Raw genomic sequence first — 17,598 nt, forward strand, 5'->3', positions numbered from 1 at the left:
CTCAGTTTGCCTGGCAACGTCCTACTCTTGCGGAACGTAAGTCCGACTACCATCGGCGCTAAAGAGCTTAACTTCTGTGTTCGGCATGGGAACAGGTGTGACCTCTTTGCCATTGTCACCAGACAATAGAATGATTATACATTCAAAACTAGATAGTAAGTAAAATCAGTTTACCAATCAAAACTTGAAATTGGATTAAGTCTTCGATCGATTAGTATTCGTCAGCTCCACATATCGCTATGCTTCCACCCCGAACCTATTAACCTCATCATCTTTGAGGGATCTTATAACCGAAGTTGGGAAATCTCATCTTGAGGGGGGCTTCATGCTTAGATGCTTTCAGCACTTATCCCGTCCATACATAGCTACCCAGCGATGCCGTTGGCACGACAACTGGTACACCAGAGGTATGTCCATCCCGGTCCTCTCGTACTAAGGACAGCTCCTCTCAAATTTCCTGCGCCCACGACGGATAGGGACCGAACTGTCTCACGACGTTCTGAACCCAGCTCGCGTACCGCTTTAATGGGCGAACAGCCCAACCCTTGGGACCGACTACAGCCCCAGGATGCGATGAGCCGACATCGAGGTGCCAAACCTCCCCGTCGATGTGAACTCTTGGGGGAGATAAGCCTGTTATCCCCGGGGTAGCTTTTATCCGTTGAGCGATGGCCCTTCCATGCGGAACCACCGGATCACTAAGTCCGTCTTTCGACCCTGCTCGACTTGTAGGTCTCGCAGTCAAGCTCCCTTATGCCTTTACACTCTATGAATGATTTCCAACCATTCTGAGGGAACCTTTGAGCGCCTCCGTTACACTTTAGGAGGCGACCGCCCCAGTCAAACTGCCCGCCTGACACTGTCTCCCGCCATGATCAATGGCGCGGGTTAGAAATCCAACACAGCTAGGGTAGTATCCCACCAACGCCTCCACGTAAGCTGGCGCTCACGTTTCCAAGGCTCCTACCTATCCTGTACAAGCTGTGCCGAATTTCAATATCAGGCTACAGTAAAGCTCCACGGGGTCTTTCCGTCCTGTCGCGGGTAACCTGCATCTTCACAGGTACTATGATTTCACCGAGTCTCTCGTTGAGACAGTGCCCAAATCGTTACGCCTTTCGTGCGGGTCGGAACTTACCCGACAAGGAATTTCGCTACCTTAGGACCGTTATAGTTACGGCCGCCGTTTACTGGGGCTTCGATTCGTAGCTTCGCAGAAGCTAACCACTCCTCTTAACCTTCCAGCACCGGGCAGGCGTCAGCCCCTATACATCACCTTACGGTTTAGCAGAGACCTGTGTTTTTGATAAACAGTCGCTTGGGCCTATTCACTGCGGCTCTTCAGAGCGTGAACCCTAAAGAGCACCCCTTCTCCCGAAGTTACGGGGTCATTTTGCCGAGTTCCTTAACGAGAGTTCTCTCGCTCACCTTAGAATTCTCATCTTGACTACCTGTGTCGGTTTGCGGTACGGGCGCCAAATCTCTAGCTAGAGGCTTTTCTCGACAGTGTGAAATCAACGACTCGAGGAAAACATGTTTCCTCTCCCCATCACAGCTTGACCTTATGAATGGCGGATTTGCCTACCATTCAGTCTTACTGCTTGGACGTGCACTCCAACAGCACGCTTCGCCTATCCTACTGTGTCCCCCCATCGCTTAAAACGATTATTGGCGGTACAGGAATATCAACCTGTTATCCATCGCCTACGCCTGTCGGCCTCGGCTTAGGACCCGACTAACCCAGAGCGGACGAGCCTTCCTCTGGAAACCTTAGTCAATCGGTGGATGGGATTCTCACCCATCTTTCGCTACTCACACCGGCATTCTCACTTCTAAGCGCTCCACATGTCCTTGCGATCATGCTTCGACGCCCTTAGAACGCTCTCCTATCACTGTCCGAAGGACAGTCCACAGCTTCGGTAATATGTTTAGCCCCGGTACATTTTCGGCGCAGTGTCACTCGACTAGTGAGCTATTACGCACTCTTTAAATGATGGCTGCTTCTAAGCCAACATCCTAGTTGTCTGGGCAATACCACATCCTTTGCCACTTAACATATATTTTGGGACCTTAGCTGGTGGTCTGGGCTGTTTCCCTTTCGAACATGGACCTTATCACCCACGTTCTGACTCCCAAGTTAAATTGATTGGCATTCGGAGTTTGTCTGAATTCGGTAACCCGAGAGGGGCCCCTCGTCCAAACAGTGCTCTACCTCCAACAATCATCACTTGAGGCTAGCCCTAAAGCTATTTCGGAGAGAACCAGCTATCTCCAGGTTCGATTGGAATTTCTCCGCTACCCTCAGTTCATCCGCTCACTTTTCAACGTAAGTCGGTTCGGTCCTCCATTCAGTGTTACCTGAACTTCAACCTGACCAAGGGTAGATCACCTGGTTTCGGGTCTACGACCAAATACTCAACGCCCTGTTCAGACTCGCTTTCGCTGCGGCTCCGCATTCGCTGCTTAACCTTGCATCAGATCGTAACTCGCCGGTTCATTCTACAAAAGGCACGCCATCACCCATTAACGGGCTCTGACTACTTGTAAGCACACGGTTTCAAGTTCTCTTTCACTCCCCTTCCGGGGTACTTTTCACCTTTCCCTCACGGTACTGGTTCACTATCGGTCACTAGAGAGTATTTAGCCTTGGGAGATGGTCCTCCCGGATTCCGACGGAATTTCACGTGCTCCGTCGTACTCAGGATCCACTCAGGAGAGAATTGACTTTCGACTACAGGACTCTTACCTTCTCTGGTTCGACTTTCCAGTACGATTCGTCTAATCAATTCTTTTGTAACTCCGTATAGAGTGTCCTACAACCCCAATGAGCAAGCTCATTGGTTTGGGCTCTTCCCGTTTCGCTCGCCGCTACTCAGGGAATCGAGTTTTCTTTCTCTTCCTGCGGGTACTAAGATGTTTCAGTTCTCCGCGTCTGCCTTCGGACATGCTATGTATTCACATGTCGATAACACAACATAACTTGTGCTGGGTTCCCCCATTCGGAAATCTCTGGATCAACGCTTACTTACAGCTACCCAAAGCATATCGTCGTTAGTAACGTCCTTCATCAGCTTCTAGTGCCAAGGCATCCACCGTGCGCCCTTAATAACTTAATCACGTTATTAATTATGTGAGTAATCTTCTTTGCCGTAGGCAAATCGATTACTAGCGATTCATTTAAATGAATAAAGCTTTTAAAACTCTAATTCACTCGGTTTTGCTTGGTAAAATCTATTTTTACTTACTTATCTAGTTTTCAATGTACAATTTTAATGGTGGGCCTAAGTGGACTCGAACCACCGACCTCACGCTTATCAGGCGTGCGCTCTAACCAGCTGAGCTATAGGCCCATTCCACGATGAATGTTTTAAATAAACATTCAAAACTGAATACAATATGTCACGTTATTCCGTCAGTTTCTGTTGAAACTGTTCCGTATAATATCCTTAGAAAGGAGGTGATCCAGCCGCACCTTCCGATACGGCTACCTTGTTACGACTTCACCCCAATCATTCGTCCCACCTTCGACGGCTAGCTCCTAAAAGGTTACTCCACCGGCTTCGGGTGTTACGAACTCTCGTGGTGTGACGGGCGGTGTGTACAAGACCCGGGAACGTATTCACCGTAGCATGCTGATCTACGATTACTAGCGATTCCAGCTTCATGTAGTCGAGTTGCAGACTACAATCCGAACTGAGAACAGCTTTATGGGATTTGCTTGACCTCGCGGTTTCGCTGCCCTTTGTACTGTCCATTGTAGCACGTGTGTAGCCCAAATCATAAGGGGCATGATGATTTGACGTCATCCCCACCTTCCTCCGGTTTGTCACCGGCAGTCAACTTAGAGTGCCCAACTTAATGCTGGCAACTAAGCTTAAGGGTTGCGCTCGTTGCGGGACTTAACCCAACATCTCACGACACGAGCTGACGACAACCATGCACCACCTGTCACTTTGTCCCCCGAAGGGGAAGACTCTATCTCTAGAGCGGTCAAAGGATGTCAAGATTTGGTAAGGTTCTTCGCGTTGCTTCGAATTAAACCACATGCTCCACCGCTTGTGCGGGTCCCCGTCAATTCCTTTGAGTTTCAGCCTTGCGGCCGTACTCCCCAGGCGGAGTGCTTAATGCGTTAGCTGCAGCACTAAGGGGCGGAAACCCCCTAACACTTAGCACTCATCGTTTACGGCGTGGACTACCAGGGTATCTAATCCTGTTTGATCCCCACGCTTTCGCACATCAGCGTCAGTTGCAGACCAGAAAGTCGCCTTCGCCACTGGTGTTCCTCCATATCTCTGCGCATTTCACCGCTACACATGGAATTCCACTTTCCTCTTCTGCACTCAAGTTTTCCAGTTTCCAATGACCCTCCACGGTTGAGCCGTGGGCTTTCACATCAGACTTAAAAAACCGCCTACGCGCGCTTTACGCCCAATAATTCCGGATAACGCTTGCCACCTACGTATTACCGCGGCTGCTGGCACGTAGTTAGCCGTGGCTTTCTGATTAGGTACCGTCAAGGTGCGCATAGTTACCTACGCACTTGTTCTTCCCTAATAACAGAGTTTTACGATCCGAAGACCTTCATCACTCACGCGGCGTTGCTCCGTCAGGCTTTCGCCCATTGCGGAAGATTCCCTACTGCTGCCTCCCGTAGGAGTCTGGACCGTGTCTCAGTTCCAGTGTGGCCGATCACCCTCTCAGGTCGGCTACGTATCGTTGCCTTGGTAAGCCGTTACCTTACCAACTAGCTAATACGGCGCGGGTCCATCTATAAGTGACAGCAAAACCGTCTTTCATTGCGGAACCATGCGGTTCCGCATATTATCCGGCATTAGCCCCGGTTTCCCGAAGTTATTCCAGTCTTATAGGTAGGTTACCCACGTGTTACTCACCCGTCCGCCGCTAACGTCAGAGGAGCAAGCTCCTCGTCTGTTCGCTCGACTTGCATGTATTAGGCACGCCGCCAGCGTTCATCCTGAGCCAGGATCAAACTCTCCATAAAAGTTTATGATTTGTTTGACTAGCTCATAAAAAACTAATTTGTTTTAAAACGTCTTAAGACGTTTGTTAATTGGAATTAACGTTGACATATTGTCATTCAGTTTTCAATGTTCATTTTTTCACTGACAAGAATTAATTATACTCTCTTTCTTAAGAGAAGTCAACACTTTTTTAAAAGTTTTTTAATTCAACAGCTTTCTTTCACAAAAAAATGACCTAGCGGCCAAAAGTGAAATTGCCTGGCAACGTCCTACTCTTGCGGAACGTAAGTCCGACTACCATCGGCGCTAAAGAGCTTAACTTCTGTGTTCGGCATGGGAACAGGTGTGACCTCTTTGCCATTGTCACCAGACAATAGAATGATTATACATTCAAAACTAGATAGTAAGTAAAATCAGTTTACCAATCAAAACTTGAAATTGGATTAAGTCTTCGATCGATTAGTATTCGTCAGTTCCACATATCGCTATGCTTCCACCCCGAACCTATTAACCTCATCATCTTTGAGGGATCTTATAACCGAAGTTGGGAAATCTCATCTTGAGGGGGGCTTCATGCTTAGATGCTTTCAGCACTTATCCCGTCCATACATAGCTACCCAGCGATGCCGTTGGCACGACAACTGGTACACCAGAGGTATGTCCATCCCGGTCCTCTCGTACTAAGGACAGCTCCTCTCAAATTTCCTGCGCCCACGACGGATAGGGACCGAACTGTCTCACGACGTTCTGAACCCAGCTCGCGTACCGCTTTAATGGGCGAACAGCCCAACCCTTGGGACCGACTACAGCCCCAGGATGCGATGAGCCGACATCGAGGTGCCAAACCTCCCCGTCGATGTGAACTCTTGGGGGAGATAAGCCTGTTATCCCCGGGGTAGCTTTTATCCGTTGAGCGATGGCCCTTCCATGCGGAACCACCGGATCACTAAGTCCGTCTTTCGACCCTGCTCGACTTGTAGGTCTCGCAGTCAAGCTCCCTTATGCCTTTACACTCTATGAATGATTTCCAACCATTCTGAGGGAACCTTTGAGCGCCTCCGTTACACTTTAGGAGGCGACCGCCCCAGTCAAACTGCCCGCCTGACACTGTCTCCCGCCATGATCAATGGCGCGGGTTAGAAATCCAACACAGCTAGGGTAGTATCCCACCAACGCCTCCACGTAAGCTGGCGCTCACGTTTCCAAGGCTCCTACCTATCCTGTACAAGCTGTGCCGAATTTCAATATCAGGCTACAGTAAAGCTCCACGGGGTCTTTCCGTCCTGTCGCGGGTAACCTGCATCTTCACAGGTACTATGATTTCACCGAGTCTCTCGTTGAGACAGTGCCCAAATCGTTACGCCTTTCGTGCGGGTCGGAACTTACCCGACAAGGAATTTCGCTACCTTAGGACCGTTATAGTTACGGCCGCCGTTTACTGGGGCTTCGATTCGTAGCTTCGCAGAAGCTAACCACTCCTCTTAACCTTCCAGCACCGGGCAGGCGTCAGCCCCTATACATCACCTTACGGTTTAGCAGAGACCTGTGTTTTTGATAAACAGTCGCTTGGGCCTATTCACTGCGGCTCTTCAGAGCGTGAACCCTAAAGAGCACCCCTTCTCCCGAAGTTACGGGGTCATTTTGCCGAGTTCCTTAACGAGAGTTCTCTCGCTCACCTTAGAATTCTCATCTTGACTACCTGTGTCGGTTTGCGGTACGGGCGCCAAATCTCTAGCTAGAGGCTTTTCTCGACAGTGTGAAATCAACGACTCGAGGAAAACATGTTTCCTCTCCCCATCACAGCTTGACCTTATGAATGGCGGATTTGCCTACCATTCAGTCTTACTGCTTGGACGTGCACTCCAACAGCACGCTTCGCCTATCCTACTGTGTCCCCCCATCGCTTAAAACGATTATTGGCGGTACAGGAATATCAACCTGTTATCCATCGCCTACGCCTGTCGGCCTCGGCTTAGGACCCGACTAACCCAGAGCGGACGAGCCTTCCTCTGGAAACCTTAGTCAATCGGTGGATGGGATTCTCACCCATCTTTCGCTACTCACACCGGCATTCTCACTTCTAAGCGCTCCACATGTCCTTGCGATCATGCTTCGACGCCCTTAGAACGCTCTCCTATCACTGTCCGAAGGACAGTCCACAGCTTCGGTAATATGTTTAGCCCCGGTACATTTTCGGCGCAGTGTCACTCGACTAGTGAGCTATTACGCACTCTTTAAATGATGGCTGCTTCTAAGCCAACATCCTAGTTGTCTGGGCAATACCACATCCTTTGCCACTTAACATATATTTTGGGACCTTAGCTGGTGGTCTGGGCTGTTTCCCTTTCGAACATGGACCTTATCACCCACGTTCTGACTCCCAAGTTAAATTGATTGGCATTCGGAGTTTGTCTGAATTCGGTAACCCGAGAGGGGCCCCTCGTCCAAACAGTGCTCTACCTCCAACAATCATCACTTGAGGCTAGCCCTAAAGCTATTTCGGAGAGAACCAGCTATCTCCAGGTTCGATTGGAATTTCTCCGCTACCCTCAGTTCATCCGCTCACTTTTCAACGTAAGTCGGTTCGGTCCTCCATTCAGTGTTACCTGAACTTCAACCTGACCAAGGGTAGATCACCTGGTTTCGGGTCTACGACCAAATACTCAACGCCCTGTTCAGACTCGCTTTCGCTGCGGCTCCGCATTCGCTGCTTAACCTTGCATCAGATCGTAACTCGCCGGTTCATTCTACAAAAGGCACGCCATCACCCATTAACGGGCTCTGACTACTTGTAAGCACACGGTTTCAAGTTCTCTTTCACTCCCCTTCCGGGGTACTTTTCACCTTTCCCTCACGGTACTGGTTCACTATCGGTCACTAGAGAGTATTTAGCCTTGGGAGATGGTCCTCCCGGATTCCGACGGAATTTCACGTGCTCCGTCGTACTCAGGATCCACTCAGGAGAGAATTGACTTTCGACTACAGGACTCTTACCTTCTCTGGTTCGACTTTCCAGTACGATTCGTCTAATCAATTCTTTTGTAACTCCGTATAGAGTGTCCTACAACCCCAATGAGCAAGCTCATTGGTTTGGGCTCTTCCCGTTTCGCTCGCCGCTACTCAGGGAATCGAGTTTTCTTTCTCTTCCTGCGGGTACTAAGATGTTTCAGTTCTCCGCGTCTGCCTTCGGACATGCTATGTATTCACATGTCGATAACACAACATAACTTGTGCTGGGTTCCCCCATTCGGAAATCTCTGGATCAACGCTTACTTACAGCTACCCAAAGCATATCGTCGTTAGTAACGTCCTTCATCAGCTTCTAGTGCCAAGGCATCCACCGTGCGCCCTTAATAACTTAATCACGTTATTAATTATGTGAGTAATCTTCTTTGCCGTAGGCAAATCGATTACTAGCGATTCATTTAAATGAATAAAGCTTTTAAAACTCTAATTCACTCGGTTTTGCTTGGTAAAATCTATTTTTTACTTACTTATCTAGTTTTCAATGTACAATCATGAATACTCGTATGAGCATTCAAAACTGAATACAATATGTCACGTTATTCCGTCAGTTTCTGTTGAAACTGTTCCGTATATATCCTTAGAAAGGAGGTGATCCAGCCGCACCTTCCGATACGGCTACCTTGTTACGACTTCACCCCAATCATTCGTCCCACCTTCGACGGCTAGCTCCTAAAAGGTTACTCCACCGGCTTCGGGTGTTACGAACTCTCGTGGTGTGACGGGCGGTGTGTACAAGACCCGGGAACGTATTCACCGTAGCATGCTGATCTACGATTACTAGCGATTCCAGCTTCATGTAGTCGAGTTGCAGACTACAATCCGAACTGAGAACAGCTTTATGGGATTTGCTTGACCTCGCGGTTTCGCTGCCCTTTGTACTGTCCATTGTAGCACGTGTGTAGCCCAAATCATAAGGGGCATGATGATTTGACGTCATCCCCACCTTCCTCCGGTTTGTCACCGGCAGTCAACTTAGAGTGCCCAACTTAATGCTGGCAACTAAGCTTAAGGGTTGCGCTCGTTGCGGGACTTAACCCAACATCTCACGACACGAGCTGACGACAACCATGCACCACCTGTCACTTTGTCCCCCGAAGGGGAAGACTCTATCTCTAGAGCGGTCAAAGGATGTCAAGATTTGGTAAGGTTCTTCGCGTTGCTTCGAATTAAACCACATGCTCCACCGCTTGTGCGGGTCCCCGTCAATTCCTTTGAGTTTCAGCCTTGCGGCCGTACTCCCCAGGCGGAGTGCTTAATGCGTTAGCTGCAGCACTAAGGGGCGGAAACCCCCTAACACTTAGCACTCATCGTTTACGGCGTGGACTACCAGGGTATCTAATCCTGTTTGATCCCCACGCTTTCGCACATCAGCGTCAGTTGCAGACCAGAAAGTCGCCTTCGCCACTGGTGTTCCTCCATATCTCTGCGCATTTCACCGCTACACATGGAATTCCACTTTCCTCTTCTGCACTCAAGTTTTCCAGTTTCCAATGACCCTCCACGGTTGAGCCGTGGGCTTTCACATCAGACTTAAAAAACCGCCTACGCGCGCTTTACGCCCAATAATTCCGGATAACGCTTGCCACCTACGTATTACCGCGGCTGCTGGCACGTAGTTAGCCGTGGCTTTCTGATTAGGTACCGTCAAGGTGCGCATAGTTACCTACGCACTTATTCTTCCCTAATAACAGAGTTTTACGATCCGAAGACCTTCATCACTCACGCGGCGTTGCTCCGTCAGGCTTTCGCCCATTGCGGAAGATTCCCTACTGCTGCCTCCCGTAGGAGTCTGGACCGTGTCTCAGTTCCAGTGTGGCCGATCACCCTCTCAGGTCGGCTACGTATCGTTGCCTTGGTAAGCCGTTACCTTACCAACTAGCTAATACGGCGCGGGTCCATCTATAAGTGACAGCAAAACCATCTTTCATTGCGGAACCATGCGGTTCCGCATATTATCCGGCATTAGCCCCGGTTTCCCGGAGTTATTCCAGTCTTATAGGTAGGTTACCCACGTGTTACTCACCCGTCCGCCGCTAACGTCAGAGGAGCAAGCTCCTCGTCTGTTCGCTCGACTTGCATGTATTAGGCACGCCGCCAGCGTTCATCCTGAGCCAGGATCAAACTCTCCATAAAAGTTTATGATTTGTTTGACTAGCTCATAAAAAACTAATTTGTTTTAAAACGTCCAAGACGTTTGTTAATTGGAATTAACGTTGACATATTGTCATTCAGTTTTCAATGTTCATTTTAATATAAATGGTGGAGACTAGCGGGATCGAACCGCTGACCTCCTGCGTGCAAAGCAGGCGCTCTCCCAGCTGAGCTAAGCCCCCAATATAACAATCAAATAAGAGTCGGGAAGACAGGATTCGAACCTGCGACCCCTTGGTCCCAAACCAAGTGCTCTACCAAGCTGAGCTACTTCCCGTCATTCAATTATGTAATGGTAATAAAATTATAAATGGCGCGCCCGATAGGAGTCGAACCCATAACCTCTTGATCCGTAGTCAAACGCTCTATCCAGTTGAGCTACGGGCGCTAATATTTATATGGTGCCGAGGACCGGAATCGAACCGGTACGGTAATCACTTACCGCAGGATTTTAAGTCCTGTGCGTCTGCCAGTTCCGCCACCCCGGCAAAATAATGGAGCAGAAGACGGGATTCGAACCCGCGACCCCAACCTTGGCAAGGTTGTATTCTACCGCTGAACTACTTCTGCATTATTTTGTAAGTATAATGGAAAACTGATGAGCCATAGAGGATTCGAACCTCTGACCCTCTGATTAAAAGTCAGATGCTCTACCAACTGAGCTAATGGCTCAAAAGATTAAGATGGTGCCGGCCAGAGGACTTGAACCCCCAACCTACTGATTACAAGTCAGTTGCTCTACCAGTTGAGCTAGGCCGGCTACTAAATGGTGGAGAATGACGGGTTCGAACCGCCGACCCTCTGCTTGTAAGGCAGATGCTCTCCCAGCTGAGCTAATTCTCCGAATTATATTGCCTGGCAACGTCCTACTCTTGCGGAACGTAAGTCCGACTACCATCGGCGCTAAAGAGCTTAACTTCTGTGTTCGGCATGGGAACAGGTGTGACCTCTTTGCCATTGTCACCAGACAATGTATTGTTAATGTAGTTTTTCGTGTTTTCCACTTAAACTATATTAACTGGTTTTCTTAACATTTGCAATAGTCAATTTTACACTCAGTTAAAATCTTATTTACAAATGTGTAACGCGTTCTTTTTGACGACTCTTATATATTACTACATCTCAAAGTCTTTGTCAACACTTTTTTAGAATGTTTTTTTGAATCATTCATATTCATGCAAAAACGCTCATAAATTGTTGCTTTATTTATCAGAACAATTAACAATTATACACGCTTTAAAAATTAATGCAAGGGTTTTTCTTAAGTTTTTTGAAATTCTTTTAAGCTTTTGTAATATGCGTTTAATATCAGCACTTTGAGATGCTGAAACTAGTTTATTACCCTTCCTATAATATTAAAAGAGACCGGAATAACATCATGTTCCGGTCTCTTTCTCTTGAGTTGATAATAGCTATCTAAATAGAATGTGTATTTATTTTAGGCTTCTTTCTATTCTGGTTAGCTTTTAGAGGGAGGTAGAACAATATATTATTATTCTGCCGAACTCCCCGATCACTTTACTTCTAATTTTATTGTTTCTGGCGCATGTATGGGAATAATAACACGTCTCTGATAGATGGTGAATTAGTTAACAGCATTACAAGTCTATCAATACCAATTCCTAGTCCGCCTGTTGGAGGCATACCGTATTCCAATGCTTCAATGTAGTCTTCATCCATTTCGTGTGCTTCATCGTTGCCTTGCTCTTTCTCTTTTAATTGTGCTTCGAATCTTTCTCTTTGATCGATAGGGTCATTTAACTCTGTAAATGCGTTTGCATGTTCACGACCTACGATAAACAATTCAAAACGGTCTGTAAATCTAGGGTCTTCTGGATTTTTCTTAGCTAATGGAGAAATTTCGATTGGATGACCATAAACGAATGTTGGTTGAATAAGCGTTTCTTCAACTTTTTGTTCAAAGAACTCATTCAAGATATGTCCATAAGTCATATGATCTGTTATTTCGATATTATGTTCTTTCGCAAGTTCACGTGCTTCTTCATCAGATTTTACATCAAAGAAGTTCACACCTGTTGCTTCTTTTACAGCGTCTACAATGTGGACACGTTTCCATGGTGAATCTAAATCTACTTCGTATTCTCCATAAGGCACAACTGCTGTACCTAATACTTTTTTAGAAATGTGTCGGATAGTACCTTCTGTTAAATCCATAATATCATGGAAATCAGCATAGGCTTCATATAATTCAATCATCGTAAATTCAGGATTATGTCTTGTTGATACACCTTCGTTACGGAAGACGCGACCAATTTCATATACTTTTTCCAATCCGCCTACAATAAGACGTTTTAAGTGCAACTCAATTGCAATACGCATATATAACGTTGCATCTAATGCATTGTGATGTGTTACGAATGGGCGTGCAGCAGCACCACCTGCGATTTGGTGCATCATTGGTGTTTCAACTTCTAAGAAACCTTTATCATTTAGATAATTACGCATTTCTTGGATGATTTTACTACGGTTAATGAAAGTTTGTGTACTTTCTTGGTTTGTAATTAAATCTAAATAACGTTGGCGATAGCGTTGTTCTACGTCTTGCAAACCATGGAATTTGTCTGGTAATGGACGTAATGATTTTGATAACAATGTAAATGATTTAGCTTTAACACTAAGTTCACCTGTGTTAGTTTTGAACATTACACCTTCGATACCTACGATGTCGCCTAAATCAGCCATTTTCCAAATTGCAAATTGTTCTTCACCAACTTGGTCTTTACGCACATAAATTTGGATTTGTCCTGATAAATCTTGGATATGTGCAAAGCCCGCTTTACCTTTACCGCGTTTAGTCATTAAACGGCCAGCAATCGCTACGTGTGCTTCTGGCTCATCTTCTTTTTCATGTAATTCTTCTTTAGAAAATCGATCCCATTTTTCTTTTAATTCTTCAGCATCTGCTGTACGTTCAAAACGTTTACCGAAAGGATCAATTCCTAAATCGATTAATTCTTGTAATTTTTGACGGCGGACCTGCATTTGGTCATTCATTTCTTCTGACATTGTTACCTCTGCTACTAAAAACATATTTAAATGTCATTAGAGAGTTTCTCTTTTCAACGAGGTTGATTTCATTTGAAATCAGGTCTATGAACCTCTCCCAGAGCGTTACTTCCGATGTAGCCCACCGTAGTTTGAAACTTTGTAGATACATTTAAATTGTGTGATAATCTTTTAGCAGTTTTCCTTTCGTTATTTTTATTACACTATCACGGTGTAATCTGTTGCTTGCTTTAAATTAATACTGGCATTGATATCTCTGTCTTTAATCATTCCGCAATGAGGACAATGGTACGTTCTTTGATTCAAAGGCATGGGTTGTATGTGGCAGCAATCCGAACATATTTGACTGGAGGGATAAAATCTGTCGACTTGGCGTAATTCAATACCATAATCTTGACATTTGATTTTTAACCATTCAACAATGCAGCCGAGTCCGATCTGTTGAAAACTATTGGCCAATCTTTTGTTTCTCATCATACCTTTGATGTTCAAATTTTCAACGGTAATAAATTGCGGATTTGTGCGGACAATAGAGAGTATGCCTTTGCGTTTGATATTTCTTTTAATGTTTTTAATGCATCGGTATAATCTTTGTACTTTCAACAATTGTTTATACCAATTATGAGAGCCTTTTTTCTTTCTGGATAATTTTCGCTGCTGTCGTTTCAAAGATTTATCAAGTTTAACAATCATTTGATTTGTTTTGAAACTTCTGATTTTCACACCGGAGGGTGTGAATACAGCTTCTTTTAATCCCAAATCGATACCGATGCCTTCTGTCTGTTTGGATTTAAAAACAGGAGAAGGAGGTTGATCAACTAATACCGAGACATAATATCTGTCATATTCTTTAACAATAGTGGCAGATTTTATATTATTTGTTGGAATGTAACCTTTTTCTTTTAATTTAACCCATCCCAGCTTCGGCAATTGGATGCGATGCCGTTGTACATGGATTGTACCGATCAAATAATAGCTTCCAATGCCTGATTTCTTTTTAAACTTCGGATAACCTTGTTTATTTTTGAAAAATGTCTGATAAGCACGATGTGCATTCATAATGGATTGTTTGACGGCTTTGCTGGCACTTTGTTTAACCCAATGTTTATCCGGATGACTTGGAAGATATACATTGTTCATCCATTTGCTGAAGGCAAAACCGTTCATGTATGAGTGCCCGGTTTTATGGAAATTCTGGTTAGTCTCGATAAATTTGTTGTACATCCAACGGCATGTGCCGATAGTTTGGTTGATGGTTTGTCGTTGTCCAAAAGAAGGATTGATTTCGGTTCTAAAAGCTCTCAGCATATTTTACCACCCTCTTTTTTCAATTGACAAAAACCATAGATACAGTCGCTAAAAGTATGAATAGTTACGGTGATGTGTTAAAATTTCAAATTGATTTTGTAATGCATCAGATTGCGATGGGTTCGTATCTCGACTGTATGCTGTATATTTACGATTAGATGGTTTGGAAACAGCACTGCTTAATTTTCCAATTATTTCTTTAGTCTTATACATCATTGTCACCTCAATTGAATTATAAATATGTTTGGATATGCTTATAATCGTTTGCTTATATTTTTAGTAACAATCTTGCTCCTCCTTTAAGCTTGTTGGGTTGCTGTTGCTGCAGTTGATTCTGCCTGGAAATTCTGCAGAATATCAATCATTTCTTGTTCAGTGTTTGCTTGGTTCAATGCTTTACGGGCTTTTCCGTTCCCTTTCACGCCTTTCAAATACCAAGAAGCGTGTTTACGCATTTCCATAACACCAATCTTCTCACCTTTTAATTCTACTAGTCGACGCAAATGTAATAAAGCAATTTCTACTTTTTCTTTTACGGTAGGCTCATCCATCAATTCGCCTGTTTCTAAATAATGCACTGTACGATAAATCATCCAAGGATTTCCTAAAGCCTCGCGACCAATCATAACAGCATCTACGCCCGTTTCGTCTAACATTTTTTGTGCGAGTTCAGGGCTTGTTACATCACCATTCCCGATAACTGGAATGTTAACCGCTTCTTTCACCTGTTTGATAATATCCCAATCTGCGTGACCTTCATACATTTGGACACGTGTACGTCCATGTAATGAAATAGCTGCTGCGCCTGCACGCTCTGCTGCTTTTGCATTTTCAACAGCATAAATATGATCTTCATCCCAGCCGATACGCATTTTGCACGTCACTGGTTTGCTGACTTTTTCAGTTACAGCAGAGACCATTTCATAAATTTTATTAGGGTCTAACAACCAACGGGCGCCCGCTTCACAACGTATAATCTTATTAACGGGACATCCCATATTGATATCAATAATATCAGCAGTTGTATTTTGATCGACATAAACTGCCGCTTCTACCAATGTTTCTTTTTCTCCGCCAAAAATCTGCAAGGATAATGGACGTTCATTCTCATCAATATACAACATATTCATCGTTTTAGGATTATTAAACAAGATGGCCTTATCACTGACCATTTCAGCACATACTAATCCTGCGCCAAACTCTTTAACTGTTAATCTGAATGCAGAGTTGCAAACTCCGGCCATCGGAGCAAGCACGACTCTATTGTCGATTTCTACATCTCCAATCTTCCACATAATAACTACCTCTCAATCTTTCTCTAACGTTTATGATACTTAGTCACAGTTTCATCAGGAACTTCAATATCTTTAATCTTCGTCTGTTTCAATGGATGAATCACTTCAGGTGCAATTTCTTGCAAAGGAACCAAGACAAAGGCACGTTCTGCCATTCTAGGATGAGGAATGCTCAGTGCTTGATTTTCAATGATTTCATTACCATAAAGTAAAATATCTATATCTAATGTGCGCGGTCCCCATCGTTCCTTGCGAACACGATGTAATTGCTGTTCTATCTTCAAACCACAATCTAAAACCTCTTGCGGTGTTAAATGCGTTTCAATTTCTGCGCATAAATTAAAAAAATCAGGCTGGTCGACATAGCCGACTGGCGCTGTTTCAAAAAGTGAAGAAACTTGAGTTACTTGAATACCTGGTTGTGCATCTAATAAACGAAGTGCTTCATTCAATTGTTGTTCTCTATCTCCGACATTACTGCCTAAGCCTAAATAAACTTTAGTCATGCTCAGCATTCACCCTCGTTATTTCAATTCCCACTCCGTCATAGTGACCTGGAATAGGTGGTGTTTCTTTTGTAATTCTCACTTTAGTTTCCAATACCCGATTATAGTGTGAATTTATACGTTTTGCAATAAGCGTAGCTAAATGTTCGAGCAAATTCTTAGGTTCACCTTCCATTATCTCTTTCACGTCTGCGTAAACTTCAGCATAATTCACTGTATCTTCTACAGCATCTGAAGCTCCTGCTGCTATTAAATCTACTTTCAAAGTAATATCTACAACGAATATCTGTCCGATATCATTTTCGGCTTGCAATACTCCGTGATAACCGTAAAAGCGCATGCCATTAAGAAATATCGTATCTGCCATTATTCATTCTCCTTCAAGTAATCTATACCTTGAGCAATACGCGCATTCAGTTTAACATTATGTACTCTGACAGCTTTGACTCCCTGCATAATACCATAAGCAGTCGTAGCGGCTGTTGCTTCATCGCGGTCTTCTGGACGAGAGTCTGTTTCGATCATTTCTTTGATGAAACGTTTACGGCTCGTTGCTAATAATACAGGATACTCAGTTGCTACAAGCTCATCTAACCGATTCATTACCGTACGCTCTTCTGCTCTGCTTTTAGCGAACCCAATGCCTGGGTCAATCCAAATATTATCATGCGCAATGCCTGCTTCTTCTGCACGATTAGCTTGTTTTAATAAATACAATAACATTTCATCCATAATAGGTTCATCACGTTCGCCGTCTCCATTATGCATCAATACAATTTCTGCATTATAGCGTGCTACGGTTTCAAACATTTTAGAATCATACAAGCCTGCCCATTGATCATTAATCATGGTTGCACCAGCTTCTAAAGCTTGTTCTGCCACTTCGCTTCTGAAAGTATCCACTGAAAGTTGAACATTAAAGTCAGAAAGTGCGCGTACTACTGGAATGACACGTTCTAATTCGTCTTCTAAAGTTACCTCGCTATGTCCTGGACGAGTGGAAACGCCTCCGATATCCACAATATCGACACCTTCATCCATCATTTCTTTCACACGGGCAACAGCTGCCTCTACTGAATTATACTTTCCACCATCTGAAAAAGAATCCGGTGTGACATTCAAAATTCCCATAATCTTTGTATGTGCCATGATGACCTTCCTTTCGAAATATATGCTCTCATTATAGCAAACTTCGATTAATGACCGAATGTATTAGTTTTCAAAAATTAAATTCTTAAATAAAAAAAGCTGCCGCAGCACCCTCTGTTTTGAGTGTACTGCTGACAGCTGTATTACCGTCTG

At 44.7% G+C, this 17,598-nt stretch carries 7 protein-coding genes, 9 tRNA genes and 7 rRNA genes; all 23 read right to left on the reverse strand.

Going from position 1 to position 17,598, the window contains the following annotated elements; genetic code table 11:
* Positions 1–8: 8 nt before the first annotated feature.
* Positions 9–123, reverse strand: a 5S ribosomal RNA gene (gene rrf, locus CKV71_RS11485).
* Positions 124–191: 68 nt separating this feature from the next.
* Positions 192–3,116, reverse strand: a 23S ribosomal RNA gene (locus CKV71_RS11490).
* Between the two features lie 157 nt (positions 3,117–3,273).
* Positions 3,274–3,350: transfer RNA gene (locus CKV71_RS11495), tRNA-Ile, on the reverse strand.
* A 100-nt stretch (positions 3,351–3,450) separates the two neighbouring features.
* Positions 3,451–5,002 (reverse strand): 16S ribosomal RNA (locus CKV71_RS11500).
* Between the two features lie 236 nt (positions 5,003–5,238).
* Positions 5,239–5,353 (reverse strand): 5S ribosomal RNA (rrf, locus tag CKV71_RS11505).
* Between the two features lie 68 nt (positions 5,354–5,421).
* Positions 5,422–8,346 (reverse strand): 23S ribosomal RNA (locus tag CKV71_RS11510).
* Positions 8,347–8,590: 244 nt separating this feature from the next.
* Positions 8,591–10,142 (reverse strand): 16S ribosomal RNA (locus CKV71_RS11515).
* 124 nt (positions 10,143–10,266) lie between these two features.
* Positions 10,267–10,342 (reverse strand) — tRNA-Ala (locus CKV71_RS11520).
* A 21-nt stretch (positions 10,343–10,363) separates the two neighbouring features.
* Positions 10,364–10,437 (reverse strand) — tRNA-Pro (locus CKV71_RS11525).
* 34 nt (positions 10,438–10,471) lie between these two features.
* A tRNA-Arg gene (locus CKV71_RS11530) sits at positions 10,472–10,548 on the reverse strand.
* 11 nt (positions 10,549–10,559) lie between these two features.
* A tRNA-Leu gene (locus CKV71_RS11535) sits at positions 10,560–10,648 on the reverse strand.
* Positions 10,649–10,655: 7 nt separating this feature from the next.
* Positions 10,656–10,730 (reverse strand) — tRNA-Gly (locus tag CKV71_RS11540).
* 29 nt (positions 10,731–10,759) lie between these two features.
* A tRNA-Lys gene (locus CKV71_RS11545) sits at positions 10,760–10,832 on the reverse strand.
* Between the two features lie 12 nt (positions 10,833–10,844).
* Positions 10,845–10,920 (reverse strand) — tRNA-Thr (locus CKV71_RS11550).
* A gap of 7 nt (positions 10,921–10,927) precedes the next feature.
* Positions 10,928–11,003: transfer RNA gene (locus CKV71_RS11555), tRNA-Val, on the reverse strand.
* A 10-nt stretch (positions 11,004–11,013) separates the two neighbouring features.
* Positions 11,014–11,128: ribosomal RNA gene (rrf, locus tag CKV71_RS11560) — 5S ribosomal RNA — on the reverse strand.
* Together the 16S, 23S and 5S rRNA genes with 9 tRNA genes alongside form the textbook arrangement of a ribosomal RNA operon.
* A gap of 562 nt (positions 11,129–11,690) precedes the next feature.
* Positions 11,691–13,187, reverse strand: a complete 1,497-nt coding sequence (lysS, locus tag CKV71_RS11565; protein WP_095106914.1) for a lysine--tRNA ligase — start codon at positions 13,185–13,187, stop codon at positions 11,691–11,693.
* A gap of 198 nt (positions 13,188–13,385) precedes the next feature.
* Positions 13,386–14,495 (reverse strand): RNA-guided endonuclease InsQ/TnpB family protein, encoded by a 1,110-nt coding sequence (locus tag CKV71_RS11570; protein WP_095106916.1) that lies wholly within the window; start codon positions 14,493–14,495, stop codon positions 13,386–13,388.
* Between the two features lie 48 nt (positions 14,496–14,543).
* Positions 14,544–14,708 carry a hypothetical protein gene (locus tag CKV71_RS12450; RefSeq protein ID WP_157738603.1) on the reverse strand — a complete coding sequence of 55 codons (165 nt, stop codon included), beginning with the start codon at positions 14,706–14,708 and terminating at the stop codon, positions 14,544–14,546.
* Positions 14,709–14,794: 86 nt separating this feature from the next.
* Positions 14,795–15,790 carry a tRNA dihydrouridine synthase DusB gene (dusB, locus tag CKV71_RS11575; RefSeq protein WP_095106917.1) on the reverse strand — a complete coding sequence of 332 codons (996 nt, stop codon included), beginning with the start codon at positions 15,788–15,790 and terminating at the stop codon, positions 14,795–14,797.
* A 23-nt stretch (positions 15,791–15,813) separates the two neighbouring features.
* The gene (gene folK / locus CKV71_RS11580; protein WP_095106919.1) at positions 15,814–16,296 is read right to left on the reverse strand and encodes a 2-amino-4-hydroxy-6-hydroxymethyldihydropteridine diphosphokinase; all 483 of its coding nucleotides are present in this window, start codon (positions 16,294–16,296) and stop codon (positions 15,814–15,816) included.
* Positions 16,289–16,663 (reverse strand): dihydroneopterin aldolase, encoded by a 375-nt coding sequence (gene folB / locus CKV71_RS11585; RefSeq protein ID WP_095106920.1) that lies wholly within the window; start codon positions 16,661–16,663, stop codon positions 16,289–16,291. The genes folK and folB overlap by 8 nt, the downstream gene beginning before the upstream one ends.
* Positions 16,663–17,445, reverse strand: a complete 783-nt coding sequence (folP, locus tag CKV71_RS11590) for a dihydropteroate synthase (RefSeq protein WP_095106922.1) — start codon at positions 17,443–17,445, stop codon at positions 16,663–16,665. The genes folB and folP overlap by 1 nt, the downstream gene beginning before the upstream one ends.
* Between the last annotated feature and the right edge of the window lie 153 nt (positions 17,446–17,598).

The sequence above is a fragment of the Staphylococcus piscifermentans genome, from assembly GCF_900186985.1.
GTDB classification, from domain to species: Bacteria; Bacillota; Bacilli; order Staphylococcales; family Staphylococcaceae; genus Staphylococcus; species Staphylococcus piscifermentans.